The sequence below is a fragment of the Xanthobacter aminoxidans genome, from assembly GCF_043193615.1.
Classification (GTDB): Bacteria; Pseudomonadota; Alphaproteobacteria; order Rhizobiales; family Xanthobacteraceae; genus Xanthobacter; species Xanthobacter aminoxidans.
Genome location: NZ_JBAFUS010000002.1, coordinates 517,884 through 531,824 on the forward strand (window position 1 = coordinate 517,884; position 13,941 = coordinate 531,824).

A 13,941-nucleotide genomic window follows, 5' to 3' on the forward strand; every position below is an offset into this window, starting at 1 on the left:
CCGATAGATCAGGGTGTGCCGACAACGAGCACCACCATCTGGATGGCGGCGACGAGGACGAAGGCGGCGAGGGTCACGATGAGGATGAGTTCGGAGGTGCGCAGGGCCGGAGCCCGCGCGTGCAGGGAGCGGCGTGCCATCTCAGCCTCCGAAGGTCTGGCCGGCCACGGCCGCGAGGTGCTCCACGATCGGCCCGAGCGCGAGCGCCGGGAAGAAGGTGAGGCCGCCGACGATGAGGATGACGCCCACCAGCAGGCCGACGAACAGCCCGCCATGGGTGGGGAAGGTGCCCGCCGAGGCCGGCACGGTCTTCTTCGCCGCCAGCGATCCCGCCAGCGCCATGGCCGGCACGATCATCATGAAGCGGCCGATGAACATGGAGACGGCCAGCGTCACGTTGTAGAAGGGCGTGTTGGCGGAGAGCCCCGCGAAGGCCGAGCCGTTGTTCGCCGTCGCCGAGGTGAAGGCGTAGAGGATCTCGGAGAAGCCGTGCGGGCCGGGATTGCTGATGGCCGCCACCGTTCCCGGCAGCACCGTCGCGACCGCGGTCCAGCCGAGCATCATCAAAGGCAGGACGAGGATGGCGAGCATGGCCATCTTCACTTCCTTGGCCTCGATCTTCTTGCCGGCATATTCGGGCGTGCGGCCCACCATGAGGCCGGCCACGAACATGGCCACCACCACGAACAGCAGCATGCCGTACATGCCGGCGCCCACGCCGCCGACGATGATCTCGCCCAGCTCCATGTTGATGAGCGGGACCATGCCGCCGAGCGCGGTGAAGCTGTCGTGCATGGCGTTCACCGCGCCGCAGGAGGCGGCGGTGGTGATGACGGCGAACAGGGCGGACGCGACGATGCCGAAGCGCACCTCCTTGCCTTCCATGTTGCCGCCGGTGAGGCCCAGCGCATTCAGCCCCGGCGTGCCTGACGCTTCCGCCCAGTAGGTGACGGCGACGCCCGCGACGAAGATGACGCCCATGGCGGCGAGGATGGCCCAGCCCTTGCGCTCATCCCCCACCATGCGGCCGAACACGTTCGTCAGGCCGGCGCCCAGCGCGAAGATGGAGATCATCTGCACGAAGTTGGAGAGGGCCGTGGGGTTCTCGAACGGGTGGGCGGCATTGGCGTTGAAGAAGCCGCCGCCATTGGTGCCGAGCATCTTGATGGCCACCTGCGAGGCCACGGGGCCGACCGCGATGGTCTGCTTCGCGCCTTCCAGCGTGGTCGCATCCACATAGGGGCCGAACGTCTGCGGGATGCCCTGCCACACCAGGAACAGGGTGTAGGGGATGCAGAGCGGCAGCAGCACGTAGAGGGTGCAGCGGGTGACATCCACCCAGAAATTGCCCACCGTCTGCGCCGAGGCGCGGGAGAAACCGCGGATCAGCGCCACCGCCAGCGCGATGCCGGTGGCGGCGGAGAGGAAGTTCTGGTGGGTCAGCCCCAGCATCTGGGCGAGATAGCTCAGCGTGCTCTCGCCGCCGTAGTTCTGCCAGTTGGTGTTGGTGAGGAAGCTGATGGCCGTGTTCAGCGACAGGTCGGGCGGCACCGCCGCCATCTCCTGCGGGTTCAGCGGCAGCAGGTCCTGCAGGCGCAGGATGGCGTAGAGGATCAGGAAGCCGCCGACATGGAACACCAGCATGGCGAGGGTGTAGCCGAGCCACGTCTGCTCGCGCTTCGGGTCCACGCCGGCGAGGCCGTAGAGTGCGCCTTCCACCGGGCGCAGGACGGGGGAGAGGAAGGTGCGCTCGCCCGCGAACACGCGGGTCATGTAGCCGCCGAGAAGCGGCGTCAGCGCAAGGATGATCGCGCAGAACAGGGCGATCTGGATCCAGCCGTTGGGAGTCATCGGGGCCTCCTCAGAACCGCTCGGGCTTCAGGAGCGCGAGGGTGAGGTAGAAGAGGAGGCCCACGGTGATGAGGCCTCCCAGTGCGAAATCGAGGGTCATTGGAGTTTCCTTCGATACGGCCGCGTTCGCGGCCTGTATTCGGCCGCCTCTAGAGCCGCTCGCAGGCGTAGCCGTAGCCGATGGCCAGGGCGAAAAGCCCTGCCGCCAGGGCGAGCATCAGAATGTCGAGCATGGGACGTTGGTCTCGCAGAAGTGTCGGGCCGCGAAGACGCGGGAAGACCTGCGTCGCGGTCGGCCGCAGCGCCGGGAACCTTTCGCCCGGCCGCTGCTCAGCGATGGGAAGGTGTCACCTTGCGCATAAAGATTCGAGACGGGCCGCAATGGGCCGAAATAAAAAACGCATAAAGAAAAGCGCGGCGGGGAGGCCTGCGCAAAAGCAAAAAGGGCGCCCGTGGGGGCGCCCTTCGCATGGGTTCAGGCGGTTGCCGCTAGTGGGCGTGGCCGAGATAGGCGGCGCGCACGGCGGCGTCGTTGCGCAGGGCTTCGGCCGGGCCTTTCGCGGCGACGCGGCCGTTCTCCAGCACATAGCCGAAGTCGGCCACCTCCAGCGCGGCGGCGGCGAACTGCTCCACCAGCAGCATGGTGATCTTCTGCTCCTTGAGCCGCGCGATGGTGGCGAACACCTCCGCCACGAGGCGCGGGGCGAGGCCCATGGAGGGCTCGTCCAGCAGCAGCACGCGCGGGTTCAGCATCAGCGCGCGGGCCATGGCGAGCATCTGCTGCTCGCCGCCGGAGAGGGTGCCGGCAAGCTGCGCCCGGCGCTCGGCGAGGCGCGGGAAAAGGGTGAACATGCGGTCGAGGTCACCCTCCACGTCGCCGCGCTCCCGCGCCCCGGTGAGGCGGGGGAAGGCGCCGAGCAGGAGGTTGTCCTTGACGCTCTGGGTGGGGAACACGCGCCGCCCCTCGGGCGAGTGGGCGAGGCCCTTCTTGGTGATCTTGAAGGAGGGCTGGCCGGTGAGGTCCTCCCCGCCGAGGCGCACCGTGCCCGATTCCGGCACGATCATGCCGGAGATGGCGCGCAGCGTGGTGGTCTTGCCGGCGCCGTTGGAGCCGATGAGGGTGACGAGCCGGCCTTCCTCCACATGGAGGGAGAGGCCGTGCAGCACCTTCACCTTGCCGTAGCCGGCGACGAGATCGTTCACTTCGAGCATGGCGATCTCCTCATTCCGCCGCAGCGGCGACGCCGCCGAGATAGGCCTCGATGACGCGCTCGTTGGCCTGCACCTCGGCCGGCTTGCCCTCGGCGATCTTCTGGCCGAAATCGAGCACCGTCACCGTGTCGCACAGGCCCATGACCACATCCATGTGATGCTCGATGAGCACGATGGTGAGCCCCGCGTGGCGCACCTTCCGGATGATCTCCACCAGGTGCTTGATATCAGGCGCGGTGAGGCCGGCGGCGGGCTCGTCGAGCAGCAGCAGGGCTGGGTCGAGGGCCAGCGCGCGGGCGATTTCCAGCAGGCGCTGCTTGCCGTAGGGCAGGTTGCGCGCCTCCTCGTTGGCGAGGTCCGCGAGGCCGACGAAGTGGAGCAGGCTCATGGCCCGCTCGCGCGCCGCCTTCTCCTCCCGCCTGATGCGCGGCAGGCCCAGCGCCACCTCGGCAAAGGTCGCCTGATAGGTGTGGTGGAGGCCCACCAGCACGTTCTCGATGAGCGTCAGCTCGGCGAAGAGCTGCACGTTCTGGAAGGTGCGGGCGATGCCCTCGCTGGCGATGTCGGCGGAGGTCTTGCCGGTCACCGCCTGCCCCTTGAACCGGACGGCGCCAGCGGTGGGCACATAGATGCCGGTGAGCACGTTCATCATGGTGCTCTTGCCGGAGCCGTTCGGCCCGATGAGGCCGTGGATGGTGCCGGGCTTCACCTCGATGGACACCTGATCCAGCGCCCTGAGGCCGCCGAACTGCATCACCACATTGTCCACGTGGAGCAGCACGCCTTCATGGCCCTCGTGCGAGGCGGTGACGGCCTTGCCGTGGGTGTCGGCATGGATCACCGCGTGGGTCTGCACCAGGCTCGGCCAGAGCTGGGCGGCGGCGCGCTTCAGGAAGCCGACGATGCCATCCGGCAGGTAGTAGACCACGAACAGGATCATCACGCCGAAGACGGCAAGCTTGTAGTCCGTGATCTTCTGCAGCAGCAGCGAGAAGACGAAGAAGGCGAGGCACAGCACCACGGGGATGGCGTTGCGCACCCGGTTCTCCGGGTCCTTCACGAAGGCCCGCGCCCCGGCGATGACGGCGATCAGCGCGATGGTGCCGGCGATGTAGCGGAACAGCTCGATGTCGGAGAGCAGGTTCGGCAGGAACACGATGATGACGGCGCCGAGGATGGGCCCCAGCCGCGACTTGCGCCCGCCCACCGTGACCGCCAGCAGGAACTGCACCGACAGCTCGAAGCCGAAATTGTTCGGCGCGATATATTGCTCGGAATAGGCGAACAGCGCGCCCGCGAGGCCCGCGAGGCCGGCGGAGACCACGAAGGCCAGCACCTTGTGCTTGTACACCGACACGCCCATGCAGTCGGACGCGATCGGGCTGTCGCGCAGCGCCTCGAACGCCCGGCCGAGGTGGGAGGCGAGGATGCGGTTGATGATGATCAGCGTCAGCACCAGCGCGATGGCGGCGATGTAGTAATATTCCACTTCCTTCATGCGCTTGAGCGACATGTCGAACAGCGGAATGCTGTCGCCCAGCCAGCGCAGGTCGAGGAAGAGGGGCGTCGTCAGCTTGATGCCGAGCGGGCCGTTGGTGAGGTCCGTCATCTCGTTGATGAGGATCTGCACGATCGTGCCGAAGGCCAAAGTCACCATGGCGAGATAGGGGCCGGTGACGCGCAGCGCCGGCAGGGCCAGCACCACGCCGAACACGGAGGCGACGATGATCGCCAGCGGCAGCGCTGGCCAGAAGCCGATGCCGAAATGCATGGCGAGGCAGCCGGCCGTGTAGGCGCCGATGCCGAACAGCGCGGCATGGCCGATGGACACCTCGCCCGTATAGCCGAACACCACATCGAGCCCGAGCAGCAGGATCGAGAAGATGGCGATGGTGACGAGCAGGTGGAGATAATAGGGGCTCGTCACCACGAAGGGCAGAACGACGAGCACCGCGAGGCCGAGGAGCGACCCCGTGGAGGAGAGGAGGCGGCGCGCGAGCATGGGGCTCAGACCTTCTTGATGGTGGCGCGGCCGAACAGGCCCGAGGGCTTCAGCGAGAGCACCAGCAGCAGCAGGACGAGGCCGGGCACGTCCTTGTATCCGGTGGAGATGTAGTAGCCGGTCAGCGTCTCGGTGATGCCGAGGATGAGGCCGCCCACGATGACGCCCATGCCGCTCGACAGGCCGCCGATGATGGCCACCGCGAACGCCTTCAGCCCCAGCACCGCGCCCATGGTGGCGCCGGTGAGGGTGACGGGGGCGATGAGCACGCCGGCGAAGGCGGCGGTCATGGAGGACAGGGCGTAGGAGAAGGTGATGACGCGCCGCGTGTCGATGCCCATCAGGCCCGCCGCGTCGCGGTCATTGGCGGTGGCTACCACGGCCTTGCCGAAGATGGACCGCCGGTTGAAGATTTCCACCGCCAGCATGATGGCGAGCGCGCCGATGACGATGGCGATCTCCATGGGCTGGATGCGCACCGGCCCGATGGTGAGCGCCGCCTCGGGCAGCGGGGAGGGGAAGCGCAAAGCGTCGCGGCCCCAGATGTTCTCGGCGAGATTGCGGAAGATGATGCCCAGCGCGATGGTCGCCATGATCCAGCCGGCTTCCGACTTCGCCTTCACCGCCTGCCGCACGCCGAGCCATTCCACCACCGCGCCCTGCGCGAGGCCGAAGGCGAAGACGATGGGCAGCATGAGCAGGTAGGCCCACAGGGTGCCGAGCGCCTGCCCGATGAGGAAATTGATGGTGGTGAGGCCCACCAGCGCCCCCAGCATCAGGGCCTCGCCCTGGCCGAAGTTCAGGGTTTTCGAGGTGGCGAAGGTGAGCTGGTAGCTGAAGGCGATGACGCCGTAGATCATGCCTACGGCGATGCCGCTCACGATGAGCTGCGACAGGACGTTCATGACGGTCTCCGGAAGGGGGCGCGGCCCCCGCGTCGGGGCAGGGTTCCGGGCGAACCGGCCGCCGCGCTCTATGGCGCGGCGATCCGAATGGTGTGGGCGAAGGGGCGGGTCGTTGGGGAAGGCGGCTGACATTGCTCACCGCTGCCGGCCCCATCACCGCCGTCATGCCCCGGCTTGTCCGGGGCATCCACTTCGCAGCTGGGCCGGCATTAACGGCTCAGGCGCTACTCCCGGTCGCCCCGTGGATCCCCCGGACAAGCCGGGGGATGACGGTGATCGAGTGTCGGGTCGCGCGCTCGAACGCCAGCCCTCAGCCTCAGTTCTTGGGCTTCACACGCACCGCCTTGTCGCCGGCGATGTCTTCGGGATGGGCGGCGACGACGCGGCCGTCCTTGACGAGGCCGAACACCGGGATGTTGGCGGTGATGGCTTCGTGGTCGGTGGCGGAGAAGGGCTTGTCGTAGACGGTGACGACGCCCTCGACCTTGGTGTTGAGGTTTTCCAGCGCGTCGCGGACCTTGCGGCCGTCGGTGGAGCCGGCCTGCTTGATGGCGGCGGCGAGCAGCAGCACCGAATCATAGCCCTGCGCGGCCGAGACCGGCGAAGGCATGCGGTCGATCTTGTAGGCCGCCTGATAGGCCTCGATGAACGCCTTGCGCTTGGGGGTGTCGGGCAGCTGGATGAAGGTCTGCGGCATCATCGCGCCGTTGCCGTTGGCACCGGCGGTGTCGATGAAGTTGGCCATGGAGAGCGTCCACGAGCCGATCATCGGCACCTTCCAGCCGAGCTTGGCCATGCCGTTGGCGATCTGCGCCAGCTCGGGGCCGATGGCGTAGGTCAGCACCACGTCGGCGCCGGCTTCCTTGGCGCGCAGCAGCTGCGCGGTCATGTCGGTGTCGCCGATGTTGAACTTCTCTTCGGCAACCGGCTTCACGCCCATGGTGGCGAGGGCCTTCACCAGATCGGCGCGGCCGAGCTGGCCGTAATTGGTCGAGTCGGCGAGGATGGCCGGCTTCTTGAAGCCCTGCCGCTTCACCGCTTCCTCGGCGATCATGGCGCTCTGGATGGCGTCGTTGGCGGAGGTGCGGAAGATGTAGTTGTTCTTGTTGTCCGGCGGCACGAACTGCTTGGAGATCAGGGTGCCGGTGGCCACGTTGTTGATCACCGGGATCTCGGCTTCCTGATAGAAGCGCTGGGAGGCGAGGGCGACGCCGGTGTTGATGTAGCCGAGGGTGGCGACGACGCCTTCCTTGTTGATCAGCTCCTGGGCGATCTGCACGCCCACCTCGTTCTTGGCCTCGTCATCGCGTTCGATGAGCTGCAGCGGACGGCCGAGCACGCCGCCGGCCTTGTTCACCTCTTCCACGGCGAGCTTCACGCCGTCGCGCATGCTGACGCCCATGGAGGACGAGCCGCCGGTGAAGGGGCCGGTCAGGCCGATTTTGATGGGGTCGGCGGCGTAAGCTGCACCGGAAAAGGCAAGCCCGAAAACGGCAACGCCTGCGGCCAAAGCCGCGACCATGCTCCTCAGTCGCATCTTCTACTCCCTGTGTTCCCGATTATTCGGTTATTATACTTTTGTAGTACCCGCCCGCTCGGTGGCGGGGCGGCTCTCAATCGTTTAAGCGAATTGCGCGGGGCGCGCCACCATAACCTAGCGGAATGTCGGGTGCGGCCTTTGCTGCTGCCGTTTTTGCAGGCAGCCGCACGCTCGCGATACGGGTCGCCGGTGATTTCGGACCACGCATTCTTGAAGCAATGAGCAAGATGTGATCGGGCGATACGCCTCCCGGCGCGGTCTTTCCGCAGTTGCGTTCAGGTTTTTGCATCTGCGAAGGTGCCGTTGACGCAGGGGGCGACCGCCGCCTATGGTCGCGGTGACGGTTCCCGCAAGGGATCAAAAGGGAACGCGGTGCTCCGGCCTTGCCGGAAATGCCGTGGCTGCCCCCGCAACTGTAAGCGGCGAGTCCTCTGCCATCAGCCACTGGGTCGCGAGACCTGGGAAGGCGGCAGTCTGGGCGATGACCCGCGAGCCAGGAGACCTGCCGTCAGCCGTGGTCACGCGCGAGCACGTCGGGCGGGGTTCTCCTGATGGCGGTTTTTCCGGGCCCGATATGGCCGGGGATGCCTCGTTCGCGGTGACGGACCACCCGTGCCGTCGAGTGCCTTCATGTCTTCCGCCGTCCCGTCCCGATCCCGCCGCGCACTGCCGGCCGCGGCCCTGCTCACGCTCGCCTGTGTTCCGCTTGCCTGTGTTTCGCCCGCGCTCGCCCAGACGGCGGACGACCAGAATGCCGGCGATCTGCCCGAACTGGTGGTGAGCGCCACCGGCATTCCCACGCCCGAGACCGAGGTGGCGAGTTCCGTCAGCATCGTCACCGAGCAGGACATCGCCCGCAACCAGCAGCGTACCCTGCCGGACGTGCTGCAATCGCTGCCCGGCCTCAACGTGGTGCAGACGGGCGGGCCGGGCGGCACAACCTCGGTGTTCATCCGCGGCACCAATTCCAACCATGTGAAGGTGCTGATCGACGGCATCGACGCCGGAAATCCCGCCGCCACCAACGGCGCGTTCGATTTCGGCAAGTTGCTCGCCTCCGATCTCGAACGGGTGGAGGTGCTGCGCGGCCCGCAGTCCGGCCTCTACGGCTCGGATGCTATCGGCGGCGTCATCTCCATCACCACCAAGAAGGGGGAGGGGCCGCCCAAGGTGTCCGCCTATGCGGAGGGCGGCGCGCTCGGCACCTTCAACCAGTATGCGAGCCTCACCGGCGCCACCGAGAAGCTGGCCTATTCGTTCAACGTCACCCACTTCTCGTCCACCGAGATCCCGGTGACGCCGCAGAACATCGTGCCCCCCTTCTGGCCGCGCAATCCCAACGCCTATGACAACTGGACCTATTCCACCCGGCTCGACTGGCAGGCCACCGAAACCTTCGCGGTGAATTTCGTCGCCCGCTACATCGACACCAGCCTCGCCTTCACGCCGGACGTCTTCCCCCCGCCCACCTATGCCGGCATCCCGGCGGCGCTGCGCTCCACCGCCTATACGGGGATGTTCTTCACCAAGGGGGAGGGCGTGTGGACCGCGCTGGACGGCGCTCTCGTCACCTCCTTCGGCGCGAGCGAGCTGACCACGTCGAACCCCACCGTGGGGCCGAACCCGAGCGTGAACGGCACCTATGACGGCGACCGGCAGGTCTATTACGTGCGCTCCAACTATCTGATGGCGCCGGGCCAGAACCTGCTGGTGGGCGCCGAGCGGCGGAACGAGTCCATCACCTCCTCCACCGCCTACACCAATGTGGACGCCGCCACCGGCGACACGGGCGTCTATGCCGAGTACCAGGGCAACGTCTGGAACCGGCTCTTCTTCGCCGCCAACGTGCGCTACGACGCCGACGACAGTTTCGGCGACCACACCACCTTCCGCCTCGCCCCGGCGCTGCTGTTCGACGAGACGGGCACCAAGCTGAAGGCGAGCTACGGCACCGGCTTCAAGGCGCCCACCCTCTACCAGCTCTACGCGCCCTACTATGGCAATGTGAACCTCCAGCCGGAGGAGAGCGAAGGCTGGGATGCGGGCTTCGAGCAGAAGGCGTTCGGCGAGCGCGTGCTGTTCGGGGTCACGTACTTCCACAACAACATCACCAATCTCATCAGCTACGATCCGGTGACGTTCCAGAACGTCAACATCTCCAGCGCCGTGACCCAGGGCGTGGAGGCGTTCGTGGCGGTGAAGGTGACGGACCGCATCGATGCGCGGGTGGACTACACCTACACCGACGTGGTGGGCTATGTGCCGCCGGGCCAGCCCTTCGGCGCCGCCTGCGCGCCCATCAACGCCACCTCCTGCTATCCCCTGCGCCGGCCCAACAACAAGGTGAGCCTGACGCTGGGCTGGCGGCCGACCGACGAACTCGATCTGGCGGCGAGCCTCGTCTATGCCTCCTCCTGGTGGGACATCGTGCGCCTCACGTCGAACTACATCGACCAGCCCGGCTATACCGTGGTGAATCTGGCGGCCAACTACCGGCTGAATACCGTCACCACCGTGTTCGGGCGCATCGACAATCTGTTCAACCAGACCTACGAGAACCCCAACGGCTTCCTCGCCCCCGGCTTCGGTGCCTATGGCGGAGTGAAGCTCACCTGGTGAGGTTTGGTTGGTGAGGTTTGATTGGTGAGGAATGATCGGTGAGGTTTGATCGGTGAGGTTTTGGTGAAAGGCGCGGCGGCCGGGCTGATGCTCGCGGCCCTTCTGGCCTGCGCTCCGGCGCGGGCGGAGGAGGCGCTCGCCCGGCCCCGCGTCGTCTCCCTCAATTTGTGCACGGACGAGCTGGCCCTGCGCCTCGCTGATCCCGGACAGGTGCTCTCCGTCACCCATCTCGCGCGCGACCCGCTCGCCTCCAACGTGGCGGACATCGCGCGCGACGTGCCGGTCAATCGCGGGCTGGCGGAAGAGGTGGTGCCGCTGAAGCCGGACCTCGTGCTTGCCGGCGCCTACACCACCCGCACCGCCACCGCCGTGCTGCGCCGCCTCGGCTTCGAGGTGCTGGAGCTGACGGAACCGCAGACCCTCGACGAGGCCTACACCCAGATCCGCATGGTGGCGGCGCGGCTCGGCGTGCCGGAGCGGGGCGTGGCCATGGTGCGGGAGATGCAGCAGGCCTTCGCCCGCCTGCCGCCGGTGGCGGGGCCGCGCCCCACCGCCGTGGTGCTGCGGCCCAACGGCTTCACCACCGGCCGCGGCTCGCTGGCGGACGAACTGATGGAGAAGGCCGGCCTCACCAACCTCGCCGCCCAGCTCCCCACCGACAAGATGGACCAGCTGGCGCTGGAGGAGATCGTGCGCGCCGCGCCCGATCTCGTGGTGGTGAATGCCGATGAGGCGGCGCCGCCCTCGCTCGCCGACGCCCTGCTGCACCACCCCGCGCTCGCCCCCTTCAAGGACCGCACGCTGGCGCTGCCGCTCAAGCTGTGGACCTGCGCCGGGCCGGACCTCGCTGAGGCGGCGGCGCAGCTCGCGGCGGCGCGGGCGCGGCTCGCCGGTCCGGAAGCGGCGCGACCGGCCCCCATCCACCACGCGTCCGCCGAGGGTGTGCGCTGATGCCATCGCGCCTCGTCCTAGCCCTTGGCCTTCTGGTGCTGGTGCTGTTCTGCGCCTCGGTGGCGGTGGGCTATGCGCCGCTCGATCTTAGCGCCGCCTTCGGCGATCTTCTCGCCGGCCGGCAGAGCCTTGCGGCGCTGGTGCTGTCCGAACTGCGCCTGCCGCGCGCCATTCTCGGCGCGGCGGTGGGCTTCAGCCTCGGCCTCACCGGGGCGGCCTTGCAGGGGCTGATGCGCAATCCCCTCGCCGATCCCGGCGTGGTGGGCGTCTCCGGCGCGGCGGCGCTGGGGGCGGTCATCGCCTTCTATTTCGGCTTCTCCGCCTCCTTCGCGCTGGCGCTGCCCTTGGGCGGGCTGATGGGCGCGGCGGCGGCGACCGCCGTGCTGCTCGCGCTCGCGGCACGCGGGGCGGGGACGGTGATGCTGATCCTCGCCGGCGTCGCTCTCTCCAGCCTCGCGGGCGCGCTCACCGCGCTGGCGCTGAACCTCGCGCCGAGCCCCTATGCGGCGCTGGAGCTGGTGTTCTGGCTCATGGGCTCGCTCGCCGACCGCAGCCTCGTGCATGTGGCGCTGGCGCTGCCCTTCATGGTGGTGGGCTGGGGGCTGGTGCTCGCCACCGGCCCGGCGCTCGATGCCCTCACACTGGGCGAGGACGCGGCCGAAAGCCTCGGCTTCCCGCTGCGCCGGGTGCGGCTGCTGGTCATCGGCGGCACGGCGGCGGCGGTGGGGGCGAGCGTGGCGGTGGCGGGGGCCATCGGCTTCGTGGGGCTGGTGGTGCCGCATCTGGTGCGCCCGCTGGTGGGCCACCGGCCCGGCCGGCTGCTGGCGGCGAGCGGGCTTGCCGGCGCGGCGCTGACCCTCGGCGCGGACATTCTGGTGCGGCTCGTGCCCACCCGGCCGGAGCTTCAGCTCGGCGTGGTGACGGCGCTCATCGGCGCGCCCTTCTTCCTGTTCCTCCTCGCCCGTCTCAGGGGGAGGGAGGCATGAGGCTCGCCGCTCGCTCCGTCACCGTCACGCGCGGCGCCGCGACTTTGGTGCGCGACCTCAGCCTCGATGTCGAGGGCGGCACCTTCCTCGGCCTGCTCGGCCCCAACGGTGCCGGCAAGACCAGCCTGATGCGGGTGCTGGCCGGCCTCGAAGTGCCGACCTCGGGCAACGTTCTTTACGATGGCCGCGACGCCGCCGAGATCGGCCGGCGCGGGCTCGGGCGGACCATCGCCTACCTGCCGCAGGACGGGCGAATCCATTGGCCTTTGCCGGTGGAGGAGGTGGTGGCGCTCGGGCGCCTGCCGCACGGCACGGCGGCGGTGGATGAGGCTGCGCGGCGGGCCATGGCGGCGGCCGGGGTGGAGGCGCTCGCCACTCGCTCCGCCGATACCCTCTCCGGCGGCGAGCGGGCGCGGGTGCTGCTCGCCCGCGCGCTGGCGGTGGAGGCACCCATCCTCCTCGCCGACGAGCCCTCCGCCGCGCTCGATCCGCTGCACCAGCTGGAAGTGATGGCCCTGCTGCGCGACACCGCCCGGCGTGGCGCGGTGGTGGTGGCGGTGCTGCACGATCTGACGCTGGCCGGCCGCTTCTGCGATCGCCTCGCTTTGATGAAGGACGGCCGGCTCCTCGCCGAGGGTGCGCCGGCCGCGGTGCTCGACGACGCCTATCTCGCCGAGGCCTTCGGCGTGGACGCCGTGCGCCTCACCCATGACGGCGAGACAGTGGTGCTGCCGTGGGCGCGGCGCCGATAGAGCGCCGTTTCAGCCGACCCCGTGGGCCATGATGAGCACGCTGATCATCACCACGGCGACGAGGCCGAACAGCCCGATCAGCCCGTAGATCATCACCTTGTCCGAATAATCGGGCGCAGGCGGCAGGTTCTGGGACGGCCGCCGCACCGGGGCGGCGGGCCGGGCGGGAGGCGGGGGGGGCGGGGCCGCCGGGATTTCCGCCACCGCGACGACGGGCGCGGCGGGGATGACCGGTTCCGCCGTGCGGACGGGTTCGGCGACGGCAATGGCCATGGGGGCGGGGACGAGGACTGCGGCCGCACTCACGGGCACCGCAACACTCACGGGCACGGCCACGGGTGCCGGCGTTGCGACCGCCGGCAGGATGCGCGCGCGCCTGGGTGGTGGGGCTTGCCTTTTCCCGTCTCCGGCGGTCCGCGCATCCGCCGTGAAGCGCGCGTTGGCGAGCACGAAGATGGCGGCGGCGGGCGGCACCAGCACGAACAGGGCTTCCGCATTGGCCGCGACCCAGCCGGACCAGAGCGGATCGCTGACGATGAGACTGCCCGCGATCCAGCCGAGGAAGGCGGTGCCGATGAAGGTGAGGGCGGGGATGTGCTTCATCGCCTCGGCCATCACGAAGCTGCCGAAGAAGATCAGCGGCACGGAGAGAAGCACGCCACCCACCAGATAGGAGAGATGGCCTTCCGAGACGGCGGCGAGGGCCACCACATTGTCGAGGCTCATGATGGCGTCGGCGATGAGGATCACCAGCGCCGCCCCCAGCAGGCCGCCGCCCTGGCCGAGGGAGGGGTCGAGCTCCACCTCCCGGTCGCCCTCGCGCCGCCGCCGGTATTCCCCCGCCAACAGGTTGATGGAGATGACGGCCAGCAGCAGCCCGCCGCCGATCTTCAAGAGCGGGATGGCCATGAGCGTGCCGGCGAGGGCCGCGATGACCAGCCGGAAGAAGACCGCCCCCGCCGCACCGAGCATCACCGCCTTGCGCACCTGCTCCGCCGGCAGGCTGCGGCAGGCGAGCGCGATGAGCAAGGCGTTGTCGCCGCTCAGCAGGATGTCGATGAGGAAGATCTTCAGGCTCGTGCCGAACCAGGAAAGGTCAGCGCCGAGATCCATCGCCGGGTGT

The 13,941-nt window shown here is 68.6% G+C and carries 12 protein-coding genes and 1 riboswitch; of the genes, 4 read left to right on the top strand and 8 right to left on the bottom strand.

All coding sequences use genetic code 11. The features are described 5' to 3' along the window. Positions 1–8: 8 nt before the first annotated feature. From V5F74_RS11405 to V5F74_RS11435, 7 genes are all read right to left on the bottom strand, one after another. Entirely contained in the window at positions 9–140 is a 132-nt protein-coding gene (locus V5F74_RS11405; RefSeq protein WP_394008118.1) for a hypothetical protein, read from the bottom strand. Position 141: 1 nt separating this feature from the next. Next, positions 142–1,851, bottom strand: a complete 1,710-nt coding sequence (gene kdpA / locus V5F74_RS11410) for a potassium-transporting ATPase subunit KdpA (protein ID WP_394008120.1) — start codon at positions 1,849–1,851, stop codon at positions 142–144. Positions 1,852–1,861: 10 nt separating this feature from the next. Then, positions 1,862–1,951, bottom strand: a complete 90-nt coding sequence (locus V5F74_RS11415; RefSeq protein ID WP_081762578.1) for a K(+)-transporting ATPase subunit F — start codon at positions 1,949–1,951, stop codon at positions 1,862–1,864. Positions 1,952–2,340: 389 nt separating this feature from the next. Continuing rightward, positions 2,341–3,063: an ABC transporter ATP-binding protein gene (locus tag V5F74_RS11420; protein ID WP_024278224.1), complete on the bottom strand. Its 723-nt coding sequence runs from the start codon at positions 3,061–3,063 to the stop codon at positions 2,341–2,343. Positions 3,064–3,073: 10 nt separating this feature from the next. After that, positions 3,074–5,065, bottom strand: coding sequence for a branched-chain amino acid ABC transporter ATP-binding protein/permease (locus V5F74_RS11425; protein WP_024278225.1), 1,992 nt, complete (start codon positions 5,063–5,065; stop codon positions 3,074–3,076). Between the two features lie 5 nt (positions 5,066–5,070). Continuing rightward, the gene (locus tag V5F74_RS11430) at positions 5,071–5,970 is read right to left on the bottom strand and encodes a branched-chain amino acid ABC transporter permease (RefSeq protein WP_029554861.1); all 900 of its coding nucleotides are present in this window, start codon (positions 5,968–5,970) and stop codon (positions 5,071–5,073) included. Between the two features lie 316 nt (positions 5,971–6,286). Further along, complete coding sequence (locus V5F74_RS11435) at positions 6,287–7,507, bottom strand: ABC transporter substrate-binding protein (RefSeq protein WP_029554860.1); 1,221 nt, start codon at positions 7,505–7,507, stop codon at positions 6,287–6,289. 328 nt (positions 7,508–7,835) lie between these two features. Continuing rightward, positions 7,836–8,034: riboswitch (cobalamin riboswitch) on the top strand. A gap of 106 nt (positions 8,035–8,140) precedes the next feature. Here V5F74_RS11435 and V5F74_RS11440 point away from each other — a divergent pair. From V5F74_RS11440 to V5F74_RS11455, 4 genes are all read left to right on the top strand, one after another. Next, the gene (locus V5F74_RS11440; protein WP_394008124.1) at positions 8,141–10,129 is read left to right on the top strand and encodes a TonB-dependent receptor plug domain-containing protein; all 1,989 of its coding nucleotides are present in this window, start codon (positions 8,141–8,143) and stop codon (positions 10,127–10,129) included. 63 nt (positions 10,130–10,192) lie between these two features. Continuing rightward, positions 10,193–11,080: an ABC transporter substrate-binding protein gene (locus V5F74_RS11445; protein WP_394008126.1), complete on the top strand. Its 888-nt coding sequence runs from the start codon at positions 10,193–10,195 to the stop codon at positions 11,078–11,080. Then, complete coding sequence (locus V5F74_RS11450) at positions 11,080–12,066, top strand: FecCD family ABC transporter permease (protein ID WP_394008128.1); 987 nt, start codon at positions 11,080–11,082, stop codon at positions 12,064–12,066. Before V5F74_RS11445 ends, V5F74_RS11450 begins: the two co-directional genes overlap by 1 nt. Then, positions 12,063–12,818, top strand: coding sequence for an ABC transporter ATP-binding protein (locus V5F74_RS11455; RefSeq protein ID WP_394008130.1), 756 nt, complete (start codon positions 12,063–12,065; stop codon positions 12,816–12,818). The genes V5F74_RS11450 and V5F74_RS11455 overlap by 4 nt, the downstream gene beginning before the upstream one ends. Positions 12,819–12,827: 9 nt before the next feature. Here V5F74_RS11455 and V5F74_RS11460 read toward each other — a convergent pair whose 3' ends face one another. Beyond that, positions 12,828–13,931, bottom strand: a complete 1,104-nt coding sequence (locus tag V5F74_RS11460) for a YjbE family putative metal transport protein (RefSeq protein WP_394008132.1) — start codon at positions 13,929–13,931, stop codon at positions 12,828–12,830. Between the last annotated feature and the right edge of the window lie 10 nt (positions 13,932–13,941).